This window comes from Streptococcus sp. Z554 (assembly GCF_053010305.1).
The window spans coordinates 62,177-85,498 of the sequence record NZ_JBRKNV010000007.1 but is presented as its reverse complement, the minus strand read 5'-3'; the positions used below and the strand labels follow the sequence as shown (position 1 = coordinate 85,498).

17 protein-coding genes are annotated in these 23,322 nt (G+C 41.4%); 4 read left to right on the top strand and 13 right to left on the bottom strand.

Annotated features, from left to right (window positions below; genetic code table 11):
- Positions 1–125: 125 nt before the first annotated feature.
- Positions 126–563, bottom strand: a complete 438-nt coding sequence (locus ACVC7R_RS07180) for an Rrf2 family transcriptional regulator (protein WP_447264119.1) — start codon at positions 561–563, stop codon at positions 126–128.
- Positions 564–633: 70 nt separating this feature from the next.
- Complete coding sequence (locus ACVC7R_RS07175) at positions 634–1,473, bottom strand: metallophosphoesterase family protein (RefSeq protein WP_447264118.1); 840 nt, start codon at positions 1,471–1,473, stop codon at positions 634–636.
- 142 nt (positions 1,474–1,615) lie between these two features.
- On the opposite strand from ACVC7R_RS07175, the gene ACVC7R_RS07170 reads away from it, so the two are divergent.
- Positions 1,616–2,068: a universal stress protein gene (locus tag ACVC7R_RS07170; RefSeq protein ID WP_447264117.1), complete on the top strand. Its 453-nt coding sequence runs from the start codon at positions 1,616–1,618 to the stop codon at positions 2,066–2,068.
- Positions 2,069–2,192: 124 nt separating this feature from the next.
- Here the strand turns inward: ACVC7R_RS07170 and ACVC7R_RS07165 are convergent, their stop codons facing one another.
- Together ACVC7R_RS07165 and ACVC7R_RS07160 are read right to left on the bottom strand one after the other, a co-directional pair.
- Complete coding sequence (locus tag ACVC7R_RS07165; RefSeq protein WP_447264116.1) at positions 2,193–4,031, bottom strand: CAP domain-containing protein; 1,839 nt, start codon at positions 4,029–4,031, stop codon at positions 2,193–2,195.
- 502 nt (positions 4,032–4,533) lie between these two features.
- Positions 4,534–5,922 (bottom strand): Cof-type HAD-IIB family hydrolase, encoded by a 1,389-nt coding sequence (locus ACVC7R_RS07160; RefSeq protein WP_447264115.1) that lies wholly within the window; start codon positions 5,920–5,922, stop codon positions 4,534–4,536.
- Positions 5,923–5,987: 65 nt separating this feature from the next.
- Here ACVC7R_RS07160 and ACVC7R_RS07155 point away from each other — a divergent pair, with 65 nt between their 5' ends.
- Positions 5,988–6,950, top strand: coding sequence for an asparaginase (locus ACVC7R_RS07155; RefSeq protein ID WP_447264114.1), 963 nt, complete (start codon positions 5,988–5,990; stop codon positions 6,948–6,950).
- A gap of 40 nt (positions 6,951–6,990) precedes the next feature.
- Here the strand turns inward: ACVC7R_RS07155 and ccpA are convergent, their stop codons facing one another.
- Entirely contained in the window at positions 6,991–7,998 is a 1,008-nt protein-coding gene (gene ccpA, locus ACVC7R_RS07150; RefSeq protein ID WP_447264113.1) for a catabolite control protein A, read from the bottom strand.
- A gap of 204 nt (positions 7,999–8,202) precedes the next feature.
- On the opposite strand from ccpA, the gene ACVC7R_RS07145 reads away from it, so the two are divergent.
- On the top strand, positions 8,203–8,520 hold the full coding sequence (locus tag ACVC7R_RS07145) for a DUF960 domain-containing protein (RefSeq protein WP_447264112.1): 318 nt from the start codon (positions 8,203–8,205) through the stop codon (positions 8,518–8,520).
- 33 nt (positions 8,521–8,553) lie between these two features.
- On the opposite strand, the gene ACVC7R_RS07140 is transcribed toward ACVC7R_RS07145, so the two are convergent.
- From ACVC7R_RS07140 to ACVC7R_RS07110, 7 genes are all read right to left on the bottom strand, one after another.
- Complete coding sequence (locus ACVC7R_RS07140; RefSeq protein ID WP_447264111.1) at positions 8,554–9,837, bottom strand: DUF308 domain-containing protein; 1,284 nt, start codon at positions 9,835–9,837, stop codon at positions 8,554–8,556.
- A complete protein-coding gene (folB, locus tag ACVC7R_RS07135) occupies positions 9,830–10,651 on the bottom strand; it encodes a dihydroneopterin aldolase (RefSeq protein WP_447264110.1) in 822 nt (273 codons plus the stop codon). Before folB ends, ACVC7R_RS07140 begins: the two co-directional genes overlap by 8 nt.
- A gap of 38 nt (positions 10,652–10,689) precedes the next feature.
- A complete protein-coding gene (folE, locus tag ACVC7R_RS07130; protein WP_070677029.1) occupies positions 10,690–11,244 on the bottom strand; it encodes a GTP cyclohydrolase I FolE in 555 nt (184 codons plus the stop codon).
- Between the two features lie 3 nt (positions 11,245–11,247).
- Entirely contained in the window at positions 11,248–12,546 is a 1,299-nt protein-coding gene (locus ACVC7R_RS07125; RefSeq protein WP_447264109.1) for a bifunctional folylpolyglutamate synthase/dihydrofolate synthase, read from the bottom strand.
- Between the two features lies 1 nt (position 12,547).
- Positions 12,548–13,498: a dihydropteroate synthase gene (gene folP, locus ACVC7R_RS07120; RefSeq protein WP_447264108.1), complete on the bottom strand. Its 951-nt coding sequence runs from the start codon at positions 13,496–13,498 to the stop codon at positions 12,548–12,550.
- 479 nt (positions 13,499–13,977) lie between these two features.
- Entirely contained in the window at positions 13,978–15,177 is a 1,200-nt protein-coding gene (locus tag ACVC7R_RS07115; protein WP_447264107.1) for a phosphoglycerate kinase, read from the bottom strand.
- Between the two features lie 229 nt (positions 15,178–15,406).
- A complete protein-coding gene (locus ACVC7R_RS07110) occupies positions 15,407–20,995 on the bottom strand; it encodes an endo-beta-N-acetylglucosaminidase (RefSeq protein ID WP_447264106.1) in 5,589 nt (1,862 codons plus the stop codon).
- Between the two features lie 301 nt (positions 20,996–21,296).
- On the opposite strand from ACVC7R_RS07110, the gene ACVC7R_RS07105 reads away from it, so the two are divergent.
- Positions 21,297–22,928 (top strand): Na/Pi cotransporter family protein, encoded by a 1,632-nt coding sequence (locus ACVC7R_RS07105; protein WP_447264105.1) that lies wholly within the window; start codon positions 21,297–21,299, stop codon positions 22,926–22,928.
- 97 nt (positions 22,929–23,025) lie between these two features.
- Here the strand turns inward: ACVC7R_RS07105 and ACVC7R_RS07100 are convergent, their stop codons facing one another.
- On the bottom strand, positions 23,026–23,322 hold the full coding sequence (locus ACVC7R_RS07100; protein ID WP_447264104.1) for a bacteriocin immunity protein: 297 nt from the start codon (positions 23,320–23,322) through the stop codon (positions 23,026–23,028).

Genomic DNA, 23,322 nt, shown 5'->3' with positions numbered 1-23,322 from the left:
TATCCTTCCTAAAGGAAAATAAACATACTCATACAATCATTCCTGTAATAAGATAGATTTTCTTCTCCTTTATGTAATTACAATTCATCATCATTCACTAAAAAGAAAAAGAGGAACGAAATTCCTCATAAATTTATCTTTGCTTCTGCATCTGCCACTAGTTGAGCTAGAGTTGTTTGACTCAATTCCTGCTCCATTGCCATCTGAATCTTATCTAGTTTTTGATCCAAAACCCCATGGATATTAACTCCTACTGGACAGTCAGGATTAGGATTGTCATGGAAACTAAAGAGTTGACCTGTCTTTCCAAGGCATTCTACCGCTTGATAAATATCCAAAAGACTGATATCCTCAAGATTTTTGATGATTTCTGCCCCTCCAGTTCCACGCGCAACGGAAATCAAGTCTGCTTTTTTCAGTTGGGACAAGGTTTTACGGATAATAACAGGATTGACTCCCACACTACTTGCTAAGAAGTCACTTGTTACTTTGTTTTCCTTCCCTTTTAGGGCAATGATTACTAACATATGTGTCGCAATGGTAAATCGGCTTGAAATTTGCATGCAGTCCTCCTTTATTATCAACAAAGCTCATTCTTCTCTCATATTTATTATACCTTCTAGAGTTGTAATGTCAAGAGTTACGACTAAGCCAGTCATCCAATTCAATATCATGTCCTTGACTCTGAGCGATTTCGTGCAACAAGTCTTGATTGTGGGTATGGTGGATTCCATTGACTAAGCTTTCATAGTATACCTCATAGTAGGGCAATTTCAAATCCCTAGCCAATTGTAATTCTGACATAACATCATAATCAACCCGACGAAAATCTATATCTTTCAATCCCTTTTCATCAAAGTCCAAAATCATATATTGAGCTCGCAAATCCTTTCGGAGCTTGTCTGATAAAAAGAAGGGCTGCCCAATTGAGCCTGGATTCAGGATAAGCTGACCACCACTCCCATAGCGAAGAAATTGCTGGTGAATATGTCCATAAATGGCAATATCACAGTCAGGATTGGTTACCAAACGGTCAAAATCCTCCTGCTTGCCAAGATGGATCAGTTCTCTTCCCCAATTTTTATCCGGTAAATGATGGCTTATCCCTACCTTCAGATTTCCAAACTGGCGGTGAGTGTACATGGGAAATGCCTGGAGAGCTTCGATATCATCTAGACTAATTTCTTCCATAATATACTGGCATTGGCGCAAGAGGTAGCGATGGCTAGGCCTACTGGTATCTAATTTTCGATGAGCAGCCCGCCATAAACTCTCTTCCCAATTCCCCAGAACTCGAATCGTTATTGGCAAATCTTCTAATTGTCTGAGAATATTTTTTCGTCCTGTCCCAGGCATGAGAATATCTCCCAAGAGCCAATATTCCTCAGCTCCTACCTTCTCCGCATCTGCTAGAACAGCTTCCAGTGCTCTTGTATTTCCATGGATATCTGAAAGTACCGCAATTTTTGTCATATGATTCCCTCTTGCCTTCTCTCCTTTAATTATAACACTCCCAACATCAAAGTCAAAAAACATTTTTGCTATCATGTTTTACTTTACTTTTTTAGTGAAAAGGATTACAATGAAGGTGATAAGAAATGAGGAGGTTTTTGCTATGACACAACGTTACGAAAACATCATGGTAGCAGTCGACGGTTCTAAAGAAGCTGATTTGGCTTTTATCAAAGGAGTTCAGTCAGCATTACGTAACCAGGCTAGATTAACCATTGCCCATGTAATCGATACTCGTGCTCTTCAAAGCATTTCAACATTCGATGCGGAAGTCTACGAAGAGTTACAAGTTGAGGCCCAAGAGTTGATGGCAGAATATGAAAAGCGTGCAAGAGACGCTGGTCTGAATGATATTCAAGTTGTCATCGAAATGGGAAATCCTAAAACTCTTTTAGCTAAAACAATCCCTGACCAAGAACACGTTGATTTGATTTTAGTTGGGGCAACAGGCCTAAATGCCTTTGAACGGCTACTTGTTGGCTCATCTTCTGAGTATATTCTCCGCCATACCAGTGTAGACTTACTCGTAGTTAGAGATAAGGATAAAACTTTATAAATAAGATATCTATAAAAGGAGCGAGTTCGCTCCTTTTTTCTTGATTCAGATTACAAAAAGGGCTCTAAAAATATAGTTAGAGCCCTTCTTTTTATCTTAAGATAATAGATTCGAAAAAATCGAATTATTTATAGCTATAAGCCCAGTAGTAAACACCGTTTCCGTCAACAACTGTTGCTACAGCACCTTCAGTGACATTTGGATCAAGAAGTAAGTCTCTGATTCCGCTGGTAGCCCATTTATTAACGACAGTTGCTGGATCTTCGTCACGACGGCCAACAAAACCTGAACTATCGTATTGACGTGAAATTTCGTTTACCTTAGGAAGTGCTTGGTTTTGATAAATATCTTCTGACCAAGTCAACTCTTTCAAACCATTGGCCTTACGAGTTTCATTGATTTTTGCGAATGCTTCTTTTGCTTTTGAAACATAGTCGTAGTTTGTATCGTTTGTCGCTTCTACACGGTAAACAAACTTAACATAACCAAATTCTACATCACTATATTTCTTGTCTTCAACACCACTTGTAAGGTTAGCAATCAAGACATAGTCCTTAGCGTACGGATTTTCTTTGGTCTTCTCAAAGATATCTGCATCTTCAATTTCCCACTCAACTTTAGCATCCCAACCTGCGTTATCAAGGAATTTAGGATTCATTTTTTCAATAACATAGTTTTTGAATTCTTCAACGTTCTTGAATGGCAATGGTTGACCTGCTTTAGCAGTTGTAACCAGATTTGTTGAGTAGAGTTTTACGCTAGAGTTTTGATCGCTATACATATACTCATCATCAGCAGTATTCTCATGAAGTTTTGGATTAATACCTGGATCATTTGGATCTGTCATTCCTTGAAGTTTCCATTTTTCGCCAAGCCATTTCCAGTATGCTGAATATCCTGTGTTTTCAGTGTCAGAAGGAACATAGTAATAGTGAGTGTCTCCTTCACGGTCATAGTAATAGTTTGGATCATTCTGAAGTACACGCTCTCCAGGTTTACCTGGTGGGTAAACAATCTTAGGAGTGCGTCCATTTGGAGCCCAAGCTAAATGTTCCAAATGCTCAGCTGGTTTTTCAACATATGGAGGAATTTGGTTTTCACTTGATTCTTCTGTTGTTGTCAAACCTGGAGTCTCTGGTACAGAAGGTGTTGGTTCTTCTGGTGTTGGCTCAACTGGTGTTTCTGGTGTTGGAGTAAATGGATTGAATTCTCCTTCTGCGCCATTAATTGGAGGATTTTCAGGTAATTCAATACCTGGTGTAGATGGTTCTTCCGGTTTTGGCTCCTCTGGAGTTGGAGTCTCATCTGGTCTCTCTTCAGGAGTTGGTGTTGGCTGCTCAGGTTCTGATGGAGTTGGAGCAGGAACTTCTGGCTGTTCAGGTGTTGTTGAATCCGAAGAAACCTTCACAAATACCCACTTACCGTTTTGGTAATAATAGTAATCACCATTCTCTAATAGATAGTAATGATAGCCATTTTCATAACTGTAATGTGGGTCATTCTCCAAGTTATTAGTAGATGAACCATTGTTGCTATTGTTTGTCAAAGGTTTCCATTGACCATCACGATAGATACGGTAGCTACCATCATTCATACGATAGTAGTGGTTACCATTCCAGTAGATATAATTTTTATCATTAGCAAGGTTGTTATAGTTATTCCAATAGTTATAACCGTAATAACCATTTCCATAATCATAGTAATTGTCCCAGTAGTTATAACCATAGTAATTACCTAGATAGTTGTAACCGTAGTTATAACTTGGGTAATAACCGTTATAGTAGCTATTGTATGGTGAACGATAACTTCTAGTACGGACAGTGCTACTATTGGTATATGTTGGATAGTAACCGTAGTTATTGTAGCTATTGTAATCAGCATGAGCTGTACTGGTCGCTAATGCTGGAAGCATAGCTACAGCTGTTAAAATAGAACCTGCGATACAGGTATACTTTTTACTCATTTTAAACCTCTTTAATCTTTGACTTCAACGTAAAGATCATATTGTATTAGAAAGCAATAGCGCGCACAATATAGAATTCAAATTCAGCCTTGTAAGCCTCATCTAGTCTAAAATTAACTTGCAAAGGCCTAATTAAACAAGTTAACTTTAGACTCCTTAAAAGAGAAGAGAAGAGGTTAATACAGCATCCATGGATTTATATTTACTTGCTTTCAGTTTGATTCTAGCACACTAAATTTTAAATATCAAATAATTTGACTTAAACTATATTTCGTGCCTTCTTAGTAAATTTTACTGACTTGTATTTATGCCAAATTTTACTAAAAACCATGATTCATTTTTCATATAAAGGATTAATTCCCCTTTACCTCTCAAAGATCTCAAAATTCAATTGTTACCTTCCGAATCTTCACAACTAATGGTCCCCCTATCCTATTTTGATGCTTGAATTCCTAGCAAGTTACGATAAAAACCTTCCTTGGGTCTGCATCCAAGAAAGGTTTTAGTCTTTTACTTTTTCTTTATGGCGTTCGTAAGCCCTAATCTGTCGCTCAAGTTCCTTCTTAATAGCTGGTTCTGGAGCATATTTCTCTTCCCAGCCTTCTGGTTTAAGTATCTTGTGAGTCACAGGATCAAAATGAGCCTTGCCATCTGGGAATATTTTCCCCATGTTAGCTTGATGAACAATCTCAAAGATTCTCTCTGGGTCTACTCCCATCAGTACAAAACTACCATACGTAAAATAGAGAGTATCAATCAAGGCATCGACTTGTCCAACCAAAGTACTTTCAGCCGGAATTTTTTGAGAAACTTTATCTGCTGATATATCAAGTGCCTGGTGCAAATCTTGCACAGCTTGTTGAAATTCCTCTTCAGAATTGCTTGCAGCACGGACAAATTCAACTAACTCTTCAATTTTAAAGCCAGCACGGTGGGTGGCCCCTTGCAAATCCCAAGCTATTGGTTCTTCTTGAGTTCGCTCGTCCATCATATGATGGAAGGTTTTAACCTTGTTAAAATGATAGTCACGACTGACAAAGACTTTTTCAGAAGCCAAAACTCCAAAATATTCCAAAGCCTTGTGAATCCCATCATCTTGGTTGCTGGCAGTAATATGCTTAGCAACTTCTTTTACACTGCTACTACCATTTCCCATGGCAACAGACATACCAACACCAGCCAACATCTCCAAGTCATTATCTGAATCCCCAAAGGCCATGACTTGATTGAGATCAAAGCCATACTCTTTCCCGACACGACGGATACCCTCTAACTTGGAATTTCCTTGATTGATAATATCGGCCGCGAAAGGATTACTTCTGGTAAACTTCAGATGGTTTAATTCTTCAGCAGCATGGTTTGTCTCCTCAGGCGTCATCAACATGAGCACCTGATAGATCGGTTGATTGATTAAGTCCAACAAATCATCTTCCTTCTGAGGAAGAGCCTTACTGACCATGCGATTAAAGGAATGACTAACAGTACGAGTCAAAAATTTAGGTACAAAACGACTGACTACTTGTGAAAGAGGACTGAGTCCAAAGGACATAATCCTAGAACCGACAACGTCTTGTCTCGTTCCCATGGCAATCTCTTTTCGATTTTCCTTGGCATAAGAGATGATTTGTCTGAGGCTTTTCTTATCAATAGGGCTAGCAAAAAGAACACGGTCTTTGTTAAAGATATATTGGCCATTGTATGTCACTGCAAAATCTAGGTCCAGATCATCCATCAAATCCTTAACAAAAAAAGGTCCTCGCCCCGTTGCTACTCCAACAAGGACCCCTTGCTCTTTCACAATCTTGATAGCTTCTTTAGTGGACTTCAAAACACTCTTACTGTCATTTACAAGCGTTCCATCAATATCAAAAAAAACAGCTTTGACTTCCATCCTATCTCATTCCTTTCTTTTATGATACAATGATTATACCACATTTCAGAAAAAGTGAGTGAATCATGACTAAGAAAATCCTTGTTTTACATACTGGTGGCACTATTTCTATGCAGGCAGACGAATCTGGAGCTGTCAGAACTAGTGTTGATAACCCTATGAACTACATTTCTAATCCACTAGAAGGCATCGAAGTCCATTCCTTGGATTTTTTAAATTTACCAAGTCCACACATTAAACCTAAACATATGTTGGCTCTATACAAAAAAATAAAACAAGAGTCATCGGTCTATGATGGGGTCGTCATTACACACGGTACAGATACCTTAGAAGAAACGGCTTATTTCCTCGACACCATGGAGGTACCTCATATACCTATCGTTCTGACAGGTGCCATGAGAAGTTCCAACGAGTTAGGAAGTGATGGTGTCTATAACTATCTTAGCGCCCTACGTGTTGCCAGCGATGACAAAGCGGCTGATAAGGGCGTACTCGTAGTGATGAACGATGAAATTCACGCTGCCAAATATGTCACAAAAACCCACACTACAAATGTTAGCACTTTTCAGACACCAACACATGGTCCACTGGGGCTTATCATGAAGCAGGAAATACTCTACTTCAAGACTGCGGAACCTCGTGTTCGTTTTGATCTTGAGAGCATTCAAGGATTGGTTCCTATCATCCCAGTTTATGCTGGCATGACCGACGAACTGCTCGATTTACTTCCTGTTGACCAGCTAGATGGATTGATTATTCAGGCTTTTGGTGCTGGAAATGTACCAAAAGAAACAGCTGAAAAATTAAAATCTCTCAGTCAAGCAGGGCTTCCGATTGCACTGGTCTCTCGTTGTTTCAATGGGATTGCAGAACCTGTTTACGCCTACGAAGGCGGTGGTGTTTGTCTTCAGAATGACGGTGTTTATTTTGTAAAAGAACTAAACGCTCAAAAAGCCCGACTGAAGCTTCTTATCGCAATCAATGCTGGACTTAAGGGCCAACAACTCCGATCATATATGGAGGGATAAGAAAAGACCTAGGAAATCATCTGACTTCCTAGGCTTTTTATTAGTTTTTACGAGTTGATTTGCGCTCTGTCAAACCATGAGGTAGGAGGACTTCACGTTCTTCTAACTCCTCTTTATGCATAATCTTCGTCAACATACGCATACTAATCGCACCTAAATCATACAAGGGTTGTGCGATAGTTGTAAGGTTTGGACGAGTATAGCGTGCGATTTGAGAATCATCACTAGTAATAATCTCAAAGTCCTCTGGTACAGAAATTCCGTGATCAGCCAAACCATTCAAGAGTCCTGCTGCCAATTCATCACCAGTCACAATCGCTGCAGTCGCTTTTGAAGAAACTAAGCGTTCCGCCAAAGCATATCCATCATCATAGCGATATTTAGACTCAAATACAAGTCCTTCACTGTAGTTAACTCCTACTTCTTTCAAAGCATCTTTGTAGCCAACCAAGCGAATTTTACCGTTAATATCATCTACCAAAGGTCCACTCACAAAGGCAATCTTTTTGTTATGCTTCAACAAATGGCGAACAGCATCCGCAGTAGCATTCTTATAATCAATATTAACACTTGGAAGCTGGTGTTCTACATCCACTGTTCCTGCAAGAACTACAGGAGTACGTGAACGTGAAAACTCGGAGCGAATTTTCTCTGTTAAGTGATAGCCCATAAAGATAATACCATCAACTTGTTTTGAAAAGAGTGTATTCACTACTGCCACTTCTTTTTCATCATCCTCATCACTATTTGCAAGGACGATGTTGTACTTGTACATCTCTGCAATATCATCAATTCCTTTTGCTAGAGCAGCAAAATAAGTGTTCGTGATATCTGGGATGACAACCCCAACAGTTGTTGTTCGTTTGCTTGCCAAGCCACGAGCTACTGCATTTGGACGATAGTCTAGGCGATCAATCACCTCTAGAACTTTCTTACGAGTGTTTTCCTTGACATTCTTGTTGCCATTGACTACACGACTGACAGTTGCCATTGAAACTCCTGCTTCTCGGGCAACGTCATAAATGGTTACTGTATCATCTGTGTTCATACCGTTTCCTTTCTAATCTTGAAAATTTTGTTTTCATGTTTACGCTACTACTAGTTTACCACTAATTGTAAGCATTTTCAAGGGATAACTGAACTTTCTTTAAAAAAAATGCATCACTAATCATATTTTTGCAAAATAGTTTACTTTTCTTGATTTTTAGGGCAGTTTGGAGTATGATAATAAAAAATTAAGTAGGAGGCACAGATGGCTTTTACGGATTCACATAGACGTTGTGCCAGCTTTGGTGTGGTAACAAATCTTCCAGACGATGTGATTGACTCAATCTGGTACATTATTGATCATTTTTTAAAGCATGTTTTTGAATTAGAAGATGAATTGGAATTTCAGCTCTTAAATAATGACGGCTCCATCACCTTCCGTTTTTCAAGTCAACATCTCCCTACATCAATTGACTTCGATTTTAATCACCCCTTTGACCCATTATATCCACCCAAGGTACTAGTCATGGATATGGATGGCAAGGAAACAATCCTCCTCCCTGAAGAAAATGACCTATTTTAAAAACTCTAGTCTCCTGACTAGAGTTTTCTTTTTCTAATAAATGGAGCGACTAACAACCAAACCATTGGGTTTTGTATACTCTAAGTCAAGGTAATCCTGGTAAGTCCCTGGCACAATGAAACCTTGAGGACTCAATATATCAGTCCCAGCTTTTCCCACGATAGAGTCTGCCAGTAAAACACAATTGGTACTGAGAACAAAGTAGGTCTTGAACTCAGATGAGCTGAATTTATAAAGTGTCGCATCTGCTTCCTGCTTCAGTTGGTAGGAGTAGGTATGCTTGACCTCGCCCTCTCTTCTTTTCATCAACTGGGAGCTCGGCTCCCAAGGTATTAACAAATCTTCTATTTCTGCTAAACGATCTTGGATAGCAGCTTTCTGTTGGTCTGTCAAACTCAGACCATAAGCAAACAAGGTCTTCTGACTTTCCCTCTTACAAAGTTCAATGTATTTTTCCCGATTGGCCTTAAACAAAACACCATCGCCGACCATGCCGAATAAACGCTCCGAGCGAGGATCATACGAGCCATAGGAAATAACCTTCCCTTGATAACAAATATCCACATGTCCCATAGCGAGGAAGAATGAGGTTTCTGATGTATGGACAAAAATTTCCAGATCAACCGTCTGGTCGTTTTTTCTTTCTGAATGAACTTCTCCTTCTTGGCTTTCATGATTTGGCAGCCACTCATTCAGTTTACGCAAGGTGCTAATAGGGATTAGAGCTGTCACAAAGATTGGCAAAGTCATTCGCATTCGACGCTTCAGCTTGGGATTGCTTTCTATCCTCTCAAAAAAGAAACCATCCCGAAGACTGCTTGCTCCTAGCATGAGCAAGTAACATCCAAGCAAGAGCAATTCAAAATTCGCCGCATCGTGAAAAGGAGAAATGCTATAAAGACCAAATCCTATCATCCATACAGCATCGAAGAAATGTTGGAGTCGAGGGTGAATGGCATTTTTTCGATAGAGAAACCAGGTAACAAGACTAATGCCACCCGTAAACAACTGATAGCTCGCAATGACAAAAACTAGGAGATAAAGGGTGAGGTCTTGCAAGATGATGGAGTCAAACACGAGAGCCGCAACCATCAGCTTAGCCAAGGTTACAAGGATGTTTTCCCTACGTTTTTTATCCTGAAACCAGCGAGTCAATAAGTGCCAAACCGCTGACAAAGAAAAGTAGCCGATCAGCAACTGGTACCCCATCCGTGGAACAACTTGTCCAAAACGAATCAAGAGAATTCCTAAAGTAATAGCAAGCAGTCCCTCCCCAATACTCTTCCACTTGCTATAAGTCTCAGAAAATTTAGGCATTTCCTTGCTCCATCTGGTTAAGCAAGTGACGAATTGGTTGTCCCAAGACTGGATGGATAAAATGGGGGGCTATTTCTTGAAGTGACTCTAGGACAAATAAACGCTCAGCGATATAAGGATGCGGCAAGATAAGCTCATCTGTGTAGATGACTTGGTCCTCGACAAAAAGCAAATCCAAATCAATCAATCGAGGTCCCCAATGCACTTCTCTAACCCGACCCATTTCTGCCTCAATGTCCAACAAGGTTTCTAACAAGATTGGAGCCGGCAACCATGTTTCTACTTCAATGACCTGATTGGCAAAACTATCTTGTTCTACACCGCCCCATGGCTCAGTTGTAATCAAACTGGACTCTTTGAGAATACGAATCCCGCGAGCGCTTATGTTAGCGATAGCTTGTTTGAGATTGCCCCTTTTATCCCCCATATTACTTCCCAAGGCAATAAAGGCTCGCTGCTTACGGCGATGGATGGTTACTGAACAGGTGTCTAGTGGTAGATGAATAGGCGCCCATGGTTTTTTGAGTTCCAGTTTAATTTCTTGAACTATTGGATAGGTTTCAAAAGTGCGGTCTACTAGTTTGTAGGCAACTGTTTCAATCAAGTCTTCAGTGGTTTCCTGAAACCAAGTCGTCCATTGTTGACAGAGCTCGCCATAATGGACAGAAGCTAATAAATCTAGGTCCGTAGCAGCCTTGGTCATATCATAGGATAAGCTTGCATCAATGATAAATTTTTGACCCAGTTCCTTCTCACTCGGGAAAAGACCATGATAGGCAAAAATTTCCAAATCCTTAATGCGCAATTGATCCATAACTAGTCCTTTCTAGAAAAAATCGTTTGAATCGATTTTTATAACCCCATGAGACGGTATGCTTGATCTCGAAGATCTTTGTCTGTCTCAAATACTCCACGAGCTACTGTTGTCAAGGTTGCAGTTCCTGGTTTTCGAACACCGCGCATACTCATACACATATGCTCTGCTTCAATCACAACGAAGGCTCCCTTAGCCCCTAGATATTCCATCAAAGCATCTGCTACTTCGATATTCAATCGTTCTTGAATCTGTGGCTTTTTGGCATAAACTTCCACAGTACGAGCAAGCTTAGACAAACCTGCAACACGACCATCTGGAATGTAGGCGATATGAGCCTTCCCATAAAAGGGCAAGAAGTGATGTTCACACATAGTATGGAAAAAGATATCCTTTTCCACTACCATATTGTCATCAATGATTTCAAAGGATTTTGATAGATGCTCCTCCGCAGTTTGACCAAGTCCCGAAAAAATCTCCTGATACATGCGGGCTACACGTGCAGGAGTTTCCTGCAAGCCTTCGCGGTTTATATCCTCACCAACAGCTTCGATAATCATTTTAACAGCTGTCTCAATCTTTTGTGTATCCATTCTCTAGTTTTTCCTCTCCATCAGATAGGCTCTCACTTGGCTCAAGAAGTACAAGGAGCCCGTAACAATCCTAACTGTTTTTTTCTCTTCATTTTCTGTTATTTTTTGATCTAGAAATTCCTGCCAACTTTGATAGTTAAGTTTTCTAGAACGGGCTACTTCTTTTAACACCTCTTCGTCAGTTGCTCGACTATCGTCAAAGTGAGTGAGTGTCAGTTCAGTATTCGGCAAGGCACTTAATAAGTCTAACATATCCTCTAAAGCCTTGGTTTTGATACAAGTAAAGAGGATTTCCTTCTGGTAGTCGGCAAAGCGTTCTTGCAAGGTTGCTACCAAAGCCTTGATAGCATGGGGATTGTGGGCCCCGTCCAAAATCATTAAAGGGGCTTTAGAAACAATTTCCAAGCGTCCAGGCCAGCTTGTTTCTTCTAATGCTTGAGCAACCAAGTCATTCGCTACCAATTCTCGTCCAGTCTCTTGGCAATAGGTATCCAACAGGGTTATAGCCGTCCCAGCATTCTCTATCTGATGAATGCCAAGTAGACCTGTCTGAAAGCGGCCCTGTCTAGCTGAGCTTGAATAGTCAAAGACCTCTCCAGTCACCACACTCTCTTGACGGCTGACCTGATAATCATCCCCATAGGCAAGCCTAGGAGCTTGTTTCGCTTTCGCAATCTGATCGATAACCACCAAGGCTTCTGGGACAATGTTCCCAGTCACAAGAGATACTCCTTGTTTGATAATTCCAGCCTTCTGCTCTGCGATGGCTTCCAGGGTATTACCCAGCAAAGCTACATGGTCCAGCCCAATGGTCGTGATGCCTGTTAAAATAGGCTGACAAACATTGGTGCTATCCAAAAGACCACCCATCCCTACTTCCATAATAGCAACATCAACTTGCTCAGAAGCAAAATAATCATAGGCTATAGCAGTAATAATCTCGAATTCTGTCGTTCCTTGTAAGGCAGAAGCATGCTCCCCTTCAAGTAGTGAGCGATAGTCTGCCATCAAGGCCTCTAATCTCGCTTCTGGGATGGATTTCCCGTTAATAGCAATCTGGTCCGTGTAATGAATCAGATAGGGTGAGCTAAAGACTCCAACTCTTAGCCCCATCTTTTCCAACATATTCTTCAAAAAGGCTATAGTAGACCCCTTACCATTGGTTCCTCCGATATGGATAACCTTGAGTTTCAGATGGGGATTGCCACGTAGGGCTAATAGCTTCACCATCCTCTCCAAACCAAAATGCGGTTGGTCTGTCCGATAGTTAGCTATCCACGGATTCGTTTCGTTTTTATTCATCTTATTTATACTGTTTCAAGTTTAAATTTTCCGCATCATCTGCCAGACGAATGGCTGATGCGATTTCGACTGCCATCTTGTGGCTGGCTACATCGTGTACACGCACCACTTCCACACCTTGTCTAGCAGCGATACTAGTCACATGAGCTGAAGCCGTATCACGATTGCGGAAACCTTCTTCAGTTTCCGGATTGACTTCAAAGCCATTCTCTTCAAGGATGTTAATGACAAAGCGCTTGCGAGAGACTCCTAAAAAGATAGGATAGCTCATTTCGTGCAGCTTATCGATATCACGTAGGAGGAGCAAGTTTTCCTTCTTGGTCAAGCCAAAGCCAATTCCTGGATCTAGCATGATCTTGTCTTTCGAAATCCCTGCTTTCTCAGCTCTCCTTAGAGCACGGTCGAAGAAAACTGCCATCAATTCTTCTACTGGTAGTTGTTCAAAGTCAGCCAATTCTTCCTTGGTAAAAGGCTCTCCAAATCCAAAATGAGGAAATATAAGCGAACTAGGGTGCTGAGGGCGTGCCATGACCGGATTAAACATGATGACTACTTGAGCTTCTGCTTTCGCAACCACCTCCGCCATCTTCTCATCACCCATGAGACCTGTAATGTCATTGACTAGATTGGCACCAGCCTTTAGAGCTGCTTCTGCCACCTGACTTTTCCATGTGTCGACTGAAATCAGAACATCACTTTCTTGACGGATAGCCTTAATAACTGGAACCACACGTTGGATTTCCTCTTCGATCTCAACATAGCTACTTCCAGGGCGAGTGGATTCTCCACCGATATCTAAGATAGTGGCTCCTTCAGCTATCAATTTTCGAGCCTGCTTCAAGGCTTCCTCAACAGCAAAAAATTGACCCCCATCAGAAAAAGAATCAGGGGTAACATTGATAATACCACAAATAGCTGTTTTTGTATGATTGTCTCTTTTTTCCACATTCATCACTCAAATTTCATTTAGATTGGTATTCCTCTATTTTACTGTTTTTTTTGGATTCTGTCCAATTATCCCTCCGTACTCTCAAACTTTAAAAGAGCGCAAAAAAAGAGAGTGGGACAGAAATCGGTCATTCGTTAGAATTCGATTTCGTCGTCCCACCTCCGCACAGTTGAGTAGGACTGTAAAAGCTGATGAAATCAGCGTAGTGGAGCCCACTCAACCACTGCGTCTTGCTCGACAATCCAAAAACAATTAAGAGGCTAGGACTTTTGTCCCAGCCTCTTTTTTATATTCTTATTTTTCAGTCAAAGCTGCAAGTCCTGGAAGAACTTTACCTTCGAGAAGCTCCATTGAAGCTCCACCACCGCGTCACAAATACCTACACTAACACAAAAAGGTGACAAAGCCACCTTTTTGTTAACGTTTCAGTTTTGTTCCTTTTTCTACAAAATCCTGATTTTGTAGAGACTAACGGGCTGAAATTATTTTTCTGTAAGTGCAGCCAAACCTGGCAATACTTTACCTTCAAGGAGCTCCATTGAAGCACCTCCGCCCGTACTAATCCATGAGAACTTGTCTGCACGGCCAAGGTTGATAGCAGCGGCAGCTGAGTCACCACCACCGATAATTGATTTCACGCCTGGTTGTTTCACGATAGCGTCCATCACACCGATTGTACCAGCTTGGAAGTCAGGATTTTCAAATACACCCATAGGTCCGTTCCATACAACTGTTTTCGCACCAGTCAAAGCTTCGTCAAATTTAGCGATAGATTTTGGACCGATATCAAGACCAAGGAAACCTGGGTCTACTGCTTCACCTTCAGTGTCTTTCACTTCAGTGTAGTCAGCAAATGCGTTCGCTTCTTTTGAGTCAACTGGCAAGATCAATTTGCCGTTTGCTTTTTCAAGAAGAGCTTTTGCAACATCCAATTTGTCTTCTTCTACAAGTGAGTTACCGATTTCGATACCTTGAGCTTTGTAGAATGTGTAAGTCATTCCACCACCGATAAGGACTTTATCAGCTTTTTCAAGCAAGTTTTCGATAACACCGATCTTGTCTGAAACTTTTGAACCACCAAGGATAGCCACGAATGGACGTTCTGGAGCTTCAACTGCTTCTTGGATGTAGGCGATTTCGTTTTCAAGAAGGAATCCAGCAACAGCTTTTTCAACGTTTGCTGAGATACCAACGTTTGAAGCGTGCGCACGGTGAGCTGTACCGAATGCATCGTTTACGAAGATACCATCTCCAAGTGATGCCCAGTATTTACCAAGTTCAGGATCGTTTTTAGATTCTTTCTTGCCGTCAACATCTTCAAAACGAGTGTTTTCAACCAAAAGAACTTGTCCATCTTCAAGAGCGTTGATCGCTGCTTCTAATTCAGCACCACGAGTAACACCTGGGATAAACTTAACCTCTTGACCTAATTTTGTAGCCAAGTCAGCAGCTACAGGAGCAAGTGATTTACCTTCTTTATCAGCTTCTTCTTTCACACGTCCAAGGTGAGAGAAGAGGATTGCACGTCCACCTTGTTCAAGGATGTACTTGATAGTTGGAAGAGCTGCAGTGATACGGTTATCGTTAGTAATCACGCCATCTTTTACAGGAACGTTGAAGTCAACACGAACGAGAACTTTTTTCCCTTTCAAGTCAACGTCTTTAACAGTCAATTTTGCCATTAGATATGACTCCTTCTTTTTTTTACGTGTTAATTATATCACAAAATCAATAAAAGAGATAGCAAAACCTTACACTTTTATCCTGAAAGAGGTCTTTAATAAATAAGGATAACTCTTAAAGCATGGGATGGGAGTTCTATTTTTCTCCTTATCCAGTCTAAAAAAGATTTTACCAGTAAAAGTCAAATCTTTTTATTGTATGGTATTGATTATAGATACAGTATCTAAATTACTCTTCTTTTTTCTTTTGAGCGAGTAGTCCAAAACCACCTAGAACTCCGACCAATCCAAGGGCAAGAAGATTTGCATCTACTCCTTCACCAGTACTTGGAAGTTGTTTTCCTTCAGGTTTTTCAGCTTGTGCTTGCGCTTGCGCTTCTGCTTTCACTGGTGCCTGCTTAGCTACTTGTGCTACTGGAGCAGGGGCCAGAGGTTTGTCATCTTGGGCATCAACTTTTGGACCAATCTCAACAATCTCAGTTACAGCTTCTTTGACAAGCTCTGTTCCCTTAAGACTGCTGTTGCCTTCAGTGTCAACCTCTACCAGATTTCTACGAAGTCCTTCAACTCCAGCTTGAACCAAGCGACGTTCTCCTGCCTGAAGACTAGGATTTACTCGTTCTTCATGTCCATATGCAATCTTTTCTTCCTCGACAAGCAATGCTGGATTGCTAATAGTCAAATCTTTGACGCCGTCTAGCGGTTGAACTCGACTTTCTACTTTGCTACCAACTTCAGTAATCTCTGGAACTGCTTCCTTGACTACTTCTGTCTGAAGAAGAGTTCGGTTGCCTTCTGCATCCACTTCAATCAAGCGACGGACTTGCCCATCCTCACCAGCTTGAACCAAGCGACGTTCACCTAACAAGAGGTCTCCTGATGGACGTTCTTGTCGTTCGAAGGCTACGGCTTCTTCCTCAACCACTAGTTCTGGTTTTTCTAGAATGACGTCGCCAGATCCATCTAATGGTTGTACGCGACTTTCTACCTTAGTACCAACTTCAACAATCTCAGTTACCGTCTCTTTGACAAGTTCTGTTCCCTTGAGACTGCGGTTTCCTTCCACATCAACCTCTACAAGATTTCTACGAAGCCCTTCCACTCCAGCTTGAACTAAACGACGTTCACCTACTAGGAGGTTTGAGTTTTCTCTTTCTTCATGTCCAAATGCAAGAACTTCTTCTTCAACTACCAGGCTTGGTTTCTTAACTTCCAAGACTTTTGATCCTTCTAGTGGCTCTACACGGCTTTCTACCTTGGTACCAACTTCTGTAATCTCTGGAACTGCTTCCTTGACTACTTCTGTCTGAAGAAGAGTTCGGTTGCCTTCTGCATCCACTTCAATCAAGCGACGAGTCTGACCTTCTACACCGTCCTGAACAATTCGACGTTCTCCTGCCTGAAGGCTAGGATTTACTCGTTCTTCATGTCCATATGCAACCTTTTCTTCCTCGACAACCAATGCTGGATTGCTAATGGTCAAATCTTTGATGCCGTCTAGCGGTTGAACTCGACTTTCTACTTTGGTACCAACTTCAGTAATCTCTGGAACTGCTTCCTTGACTACCTCTGTTTGAAGAAGGGTGCGGTTTCCTTTAGCATCCACTTCAATCAAGCGACGGGTTTGCCCATCCTCACCAGCTTGAACCACACGGCGTTCACCTAACAAGAGGTCTCCTGATGGACGTTCTTGACGAGTGAAAGCTACCCCTTCTTCCTCAACCACTAACTCAGGTAGAACTTCAACTGTTGGAGCAGTTTCGCCTTCTTCTAAGCTACCAACGTGGTGACTTTCTTCTGCAGGAGCTAGTTTCTGATTCAGCTTTTCTTTCATGTCCGCAAAAGCTTCTGGAGTTGGCGTTTGTGAAGATAACAAAGCTTCAGCTTGCGCAATCAACTCAGATTGAGGATCTTTTTCAAGAACGGATTCGAGCAAGCTTTCCAATTCTTCTCTAGCAGTTTGATAACGTTGATTTCCATCCAAGTCTGCACCAGCTTGTTTCAAATCGTTCAAGGCTTGGTTGACTGCTTCTTGACTAGCATCATGGTTTTCCAAGATAGCTTTTGCTGCAGCAAGCTTCTCAACCAAAGCTGCTTGTTTTTCTGCGTCAGCAAATGTATAAGCTAGTGTTTCTTTGCGTCCTTGAGCAGATGTGATTTCTTGTTTCAGATATTCGTCGTTAATCGCTGCCTTAGGTGATACTAGAACATCAAATTCGACAGTTTGACCTTGATAATGTAACTCAAGTTTTTGACGGCCTGTTTTTTGAGAATCATAACCTGTAATTTCGACTCCTTGGTCTGTAAAGCTATGTTCTGTCTCAGTCTCATCATCATACAAGACCTTGAAGCGTCCTTCTGATAAGTCAAGACTGTCGCCTACAAAGTAATCAATTTTAGGTTGTTTACTAATATACAAGCCTGCGACTTCTTTTGGACCAGCTTCTTCACCAGTCACTTGAACCTTGAAGATTCCTGCAACTGGAAGACCAAGATAGGTTACTGTTAACTCTTGTTCGCCATGGTGGTGAGCATCGTAGCCGTTGACTACAACACCTGCATGGCTGAAGTTGATGACTTCATCTGCTTCTTCACCCTCATATTTGACACGGAGAAGACCACCTTTAAGATTCAACTCCTCACCATCTTGGTAAGTTGTCTTTTTAGGTGCTGCTTCTAGACTGACAGACTTAATCTTTCTATCATCCTGAGGAATTGTTACAGCAAGAGTATTACTGATTTCTTTTCCTGGCAATTGTGTACGGTAATAAAGAAGGCTCGGACGTTTTTCAAAACTTAATGCATCTGTTGCCAGATCTCCCCCAACTACCGTATTTAAGGTAGCGATTGGAGTTTTTGAATCTGCCTTGTCATAGACTGTGATAGTTGCACCCGCAGGAACTTCTGAGAATCCAAGTTGAATCTTATTGTCTGTCAGAACACGCGCTGCCACTTTAGCCATTGGAATGTTTTGGCTCTCCGTATCTAGAGTTTCATACATCTTCCAGTTGTAGATGCGAATGGCTTTCCATGGTGTACCATTGTCCGATGTGATAACGTTCAAGCGCCAGTCTTGAGCTGTGATTGGACTATCAAGGGTAATATCTGAAACATGTGCTCTATTGCCACGAACAGCCTTGGCTAATTTCCACTCTCCAGCTTCATCCTTGTAGTAAAGGTCGAAATCTTTAGTGTTCATCAAACCATCGTTGACAGATTCTCCACCAGCACCGGCATGATCCATGACCCATCTTACAACACGGCGTGGTTGGGTCAAACGAATATCAACGCTACCACTTAATTGAGCAGAAGACCATTTATCAGATAGACTAGTGATGGTACCATTCAACATCCCTTCGATACCTTCTCCGCCTTCTGTATCTGGGAAGGTACTTCCGATAACAGTAGCTCCTGGAACAATGTTTTCTGCTAGAGGTCTTGGAAGACTTGTGTCTTGGACAGTCATTCCCCACTCAAAGTTTGTAGTTGCTGCTTCAGAGCGAAGACCGTTCTTACCAACTGCGACAACCTTCAACTTTTGACTCGTACCGGTTGCACTAGCTGAACGGCTAACTTTTGGTAGGTAGATCGTAGTTGCAGATGAGCCTGTCAATAGGCGCCAAGCATCGCCATCCTTCTCATAAACTTCATAGAAATCAGCGTCTTTATTGCCAGTAAATTGAACAATAGCTTCAGCTTCTTGGGCATTTTTCAGAGATTTCTTGGCTACGGTTAGAGCTGTTGGCGCTTGAGGAGCCTCTTGATTATCTGTCACAGTCAACTCACCCAAGTTAAATTGATAGCCTTTAACGGCAGCAGTATTTTCAAATGTGAGTTTGATCCCGTAAATAGTCTGACCAGCCAAGGCACTCAAATCAAATTCATCTTTTGTCCAATCGTCAGATAGAGTCAGCTCTTTACGAGCATTCTCGCCACCATAGGTATAGTTTTTCTGAGTTGCAAACTCTACATAGACCTTGCTTCCCTTACCACCTTTATGAGCAACACGAAGTTTCGTTTTATCGGTTACTTCCAGTTTTGTAGAGTAGAGACGAACATCTTGATTTGTATTTTCAGCTAGATCTCCAGCAAATTTAAGGGAGTTTCCTCCATTGTAGGCATCTTCAAAGTCATAGTCAACTTGAAGTTTAGCAGCTGATGATGTCTGCCACCAGCGCCATGTAGGCAAGATACCAGATACAGAACGATAGTTCCATTCAGAATCCTTAGAGACTTTACCGTCTACAAACCATTTCTTCCCATGTCCAGTGTTAAAGGATGTTGTAAAGGTACGTCCCACTGCTGGTGTGCGATCAGCTACAAGGTTGGCAATCCCGTACCAGTCCTTGTCATCTGGTTTTTGACCTGTTGGATCTCCTTGGTAACCTGTAAAGAAGATATTTTCATTCTTGTGATAGTCTTCTCCTGTCTTACCAAGACTAGTGATAGTATCAGGTGCAAAGAGTCCAAGTGACAAGCGGAGCTTTCCATTTTCATCTAGAAGGGCATCCCATTTCACTTTAGTCTTATAAGAACCACCTTGTTGCAATTCCAAACCTGCAAAAACATCATACTGGCTACGCTCTAGCCATTTTGCCATAGCTACAGAGTAATCATTTTTCTCTTTGGTCCAGTTAAAGTTGGCAAAGAAGTGATCCGCAGGAACCTTATCTCCTTCTTTTTGCATAAACTGATAATTGTACTCACCGAGTCCGTCTTCGTGATAACGACCATATTCATAGGTCATGGCATCGTACCAAGAATATTTGACTGGATGGTTCACTTGAGCTGCATATTCCTTGGTATAGAGCATGAAGTCCCGCATTTTCTTACCAAGTGGCGTTACGATATCTCCTGTTGTTTCTTGGTTAATAAAGTAACCATCAAATCCATAATATTTAGCCAAATCAACTAGCTTACGAGCGATCGGAAAAGTACCGTCTTCATCTTGTTGAAGAGCAGCAGCAAATTTTTCTTGGTCTGCAATGCTATTTGACCAGTTGAAGAATAGGGTACCCAACACAGGAACACCATTACGGTGACCAGCATCAATCACGTCTGGAGTTGGAACGAGTCCTTCCCAGAAGACCATGGAATTCAAGTACTGCCAGTAGTCAAAAGCGTAAGCTTTAAACTCTTCACCACCTACAGAAGCGTGATCTTTAGCCTTAGAGTTAGTATTAGCAAGGGCTTCGACTTTGGCATCCTTATTTGCTTTTTCGTTGATGACATGACCGCGGTAACGCTTAGCCAATTCTACTGAAGAGCGGTTAATAGCGTCATCTTCACGGGCACCTGGTTCCCATTTCAACAGGTCTTCCCAGGTGTCAAACTTAATTTCTTTTGGTCGAAGACTTTTCTCTTCCTTCTTAGGAATATCAGAAACCGTAGCTTTCTCTTCTGGTTTATTTTCGGCAGTTGCAGGCACTTCTGCTATCTTAGGAGTTTCAGTAGTTGCAGGCGCTTCTGCTGCCTTAGGAGTTTCAGCAGCCGGACCAGCTACTTCCTTATCATCAGTTGCAGTCAATTGATCCAAGCTTGGTCGTTCTTCTGAAACAGGTTGTTCACTCACCTTGTTTTCAGTCTCCTCCAACTGTTTTAATACCTCAGGTGAAGTTGTCGTTGGTTCTTCTGTGGTGGCAGGCGATGCTTGTTCTGTAGCAACGGCAGTAGTCGTTGTTTCATTCGCTGGAACAGCAACTTCTTCTGCTAGAGCTTGGTTGGCAAATAAAACCGAGCCAATCATCAAAGAGCAGGCACCCACTGATAATTTTCGAATACTATAGCGACAACGTTTCTCAAAAAATGGATTCTTCATCTTTTTCTCCTTTTACTCCCAAAAAGTAAGCGCTTTATTTTTGTTTTAAAAAAGTATCTGCCACTAAAATAGCAGAACTGTTCATGTTTATTTTACGATATTTATAAGTAGAGTCAACACTCATCCTAAAATATCTATAAATGGGTGAATAAATAATATAAATTAGACAATCATCTGCCTTTTTTCTAAATCTTAATGATGTTTTTCTAAAAAAAATGCGTTTACTACTTGTGAGATTGTTTAGAATCCTTTAAAATAGAATGGGAGAAATTCCGCGATTAGTTTTCGGAGGAAAAATAAAATGTCCATTAATTGGCAGGAAATTGCATTTCACTTTTTAGGTGGTCTGGGACTATTCTTATATAGTATCAAGACCATGGGGGACGGTTTGCAACAAGCAGCTGGAGATCGTCTTCGATATTACATTGACAAATATACTAGCAATCCTTTCTTTGGTATTCTGGTAGGGATTGGGATGACTGCACTGATTCAATCGAGTTCAGGTGTTACGGTTATTACAGTTGGTCTGGTTAGTGCCGGACTCTTGACCCTACGTCAGGCTATTGGGATTGTCATGGGAGCCAATATTGGGACAACTGTCACATCCTTTATCATCGGTTTTAAATTGGGAGACTACGCTTTGCCTATGCTCTTTATCGGAGCTGTCTGCCTCTTCTTCACCAAAAATAGAACCATCAATAACATCGGGCGAATTGTCTTTGGTGTTGGCGGTATCTTCTTCGCCCTCAATCTTATGAGTGGTGCTATGGAGCCCCTTAAGGATTTACAAGTCTTTAAAGACTACATGGTAGAACTTAGTAAGAACCCAATCTTGGGTGTTCTTGTCGGAACAGGTTTGACCCTTCTGATTCAAGCCTCCTCAGCGACCATCGGGATCCTACAAAATCTCTACGCTAGCAATCTGATTGACCTTCAGGGTGCCCTACCAGTGCTCTTTGGAGATAACATTGGAACAACCATCACTGCTATTATCGCTTCTTTGGGTGCTAATATTGCAGCCAAACGTGTGGCAGCAGCCCATGTGGCCTTTAACGTTATCGGGACTGTTATCTGTATTATCTTCCTCGTTCCATTTACAGGCTTAATCCAATGGTTTGAGAGCTTCTTAAATCTAGCTCCGGAAATGACCATTGCCTTTGCCCACGGAACCTTCAACATTACCAACACGATTATCCAGTTCCCATTCATCGGAGCTCTTGCCTTCATCGTAACTAAACTCATCCCTGGTGAAGATGAAGTTGTCAAATACGAGCCACTTTACCTTGATGAGCAACTGATCAAACAAGCTCCATCTATCGCTCTTGGAAATGCTAAAAAAGAACTGCTACACTTGGGTAATTATGCTGCGAAAGCTTTTGACCTCTCTTACGACTATATCATCAACTCTAATGAAAAAGTTGCGGAAAAGGGACATAAGACTGAAGAAGCCATCAATACCATTGATGAGCAATTGACGCGCTACCTTATCAGCCTCTCTGGTGAAGCCTTAAGCCAAAAAGAGAGTGAAGTCTTAACCAACATCCTTGACTCTTCACGTGATTTGGAACGTATCGGAGACCACGCTGAAGCTTTGATCAATCTTAACGATTACTTGCAACACAAGAATGTTCAATTCTCTGAGGCTGCATTAGAGGAGCTAGCTGAAATTTATCTTAAAACGAGTGAATTTGTCAAAGATGCTCTTGAAAGTGTAGAAAACAACGACCTTGAGAAAGCTCAAGCTCTTATCGAACGACACGAAGACATCAACAAGATGGAACGTGTCCTCCGTAAGACTCATATTAAACGTCTTAATAATGGTGAATGTTCTACTCAAGCAGGTGTTAACTTTATCGATATTATTTCACACTATACTCGTGTATCAGACCACGCTATGAACCTTGCCGAAAAGGTTTTAGCAGAACAAATTTAATAAGTAAGAAGCCACCTTAACTTAGGTGGTTTTTTCGTTTCTTACTTGAGAGTCTCTTTTCTAATGGATAGAAAAAATGCTTTGATTCACAATGGAATCAAAGCATTTTAAATAGTTCCCCAATCATAAAGGCAGAGGCAGCAGAACCCCTGTACTTGGCTTCCTCTCTTTTGATAAAGCGGGCCAAATTGACTAACTCTGGTGCTGGTGTTTTGGGATTCTTGAGTAGTTCAAGAGTAACCAGACCTGACAAACGCACCGCTAGCAAGCGTTCATTGGTGCTGGGTAATTGCTTAGCAGTCTCTACAAGTGCAAGTACTAAATCTTCACTAAGGTTCTGACGGGCATTATTGTAAAGATCCCGAATCAAGGTTTCTAGGTTGGCTTCTTCCAT

Excerpts from the sequence above, each read along its gene's own strand:
- ccpA (WP_447264113.1), bottom strand. The coding sequence starts at position 7,998 with ATGAACACAGATGATACAGTAACCATTTATGACGTTGCCCGAGAAGCA.
- ACVC7R_RS07115 (WP_447264107.1), bottom strand. The coding sequence starts at position 15,177 with ATGGCAAAATTGACTGTTAAAGACGTTGACTTGAAAGGGAAAAAAGTT.
- ACVC7R_RS07110 (WP_447264106.1), bottom strand. The coding sequence starts at position 20,995 with ATGAAGAATCCATTTTTTGAGAAACGTTGTCGCTATAGTATTCGAAAA.
- ACVC7R_RS07145 (WP_447264112.1), top strand. The coding sequence starts at position 8,203 with ATGGCTTTTACGGATTCACATAGACGTTGTGCCAGCTTTGGTGTGGTA.
- ACVC7R_RS07100 (WP_447264104.1), bottom strand. The coding sequence starts at position 23,322 with ATGGAAGAAGCCAACCTAGAAACCTTGATTCGGGATCTTTACAATAAT.
- folP (WP_447264108.1), bottom strand. The coding sequence starts at position 13,498 with ATGAATGTGGAAAAAAGAGACAATCATACAAAAACAGCTATTTGTGGT.
- folB (WP_447264110.1), bottom strand. The coding sequence starts at position 10,651 with ATGGATCAATTGCGCATTAAGGATTTGGAAATTTTTGCCTATCATGGT.
- ACVC7R_RS07170 (WP_447264117.1), top strand. The coding sequence starts at position 1,616 with ATGACACAACGTTACGAAAACATCATGGTAGCAGTCGACGGTTCTAAA.
- ACVC7R_RS07175 (WP_447264118.1), bottom strand. The coding sequence starts at position 1,473 with ATGACAAAAATTGCGGTACTTTCAGATATCCATGGAAATACAAGAGCA.
- ACVC7R_RS07105 (WP_447264105.1), top strand. The coding sequence starts at position 21,297 with ATGTCCATTAATTGGCAGGAAATTGCATTTCACTTTTTAGGTGGTCTG.
- ACVC7R_RS07155 (WP_447264114.1), top strand. The coding sequence starts at position 5,988 with ATGACTAAGAAAATCCTTGTTTTACATACTGGTGGCACTATTTCTATG.
- ACVC7R_RS07125 (WP_447264109.1), bottom strand. The coding sequence starts at position 12,546 with ATGAATAAAAACGAAACGAATCCGTGGATAGCTAACTATCGGACAGAC.
- ACVC7R_RS07165 (WP_447264116.1), bottom strand. The coding sequence starts at position 4,031 with ATGAGTAAAAAGTATACCTGTATCGCAGGTTCTATTTTAACAGCTGTA.
- ACVC7R_RS07160 (WP_447264115.1), bottom strand. The coding sequence starts at position 5,922 with ATGGAAGTCAAAGCTGTTTTTTTTGATATTGATGGAACGCTTGTAAAT.
- ACVC7R_RS07140 (WP_447264111.1), bottom strand. The coding sequence starts at position 9,837 with ATGCCTAAATTTTCTGAGACTTATAGCAAGTGGAAGAGTATTGGGGAG.
- ACVC7R_RS07180 (WP_447264119.1), bottom strand. The coding sequence starts at position 563 with ATGCAAATTTCAAGCCGATTTACCATTGCGACACATATGTTAGTAATC.
- folE (WP_070677029.1), bottom strand. The coding sequence starts at position 11,244 with ATGGATACACAAAAGATTGAGACAGCTGTTAAAATGATTATCGAAGCT.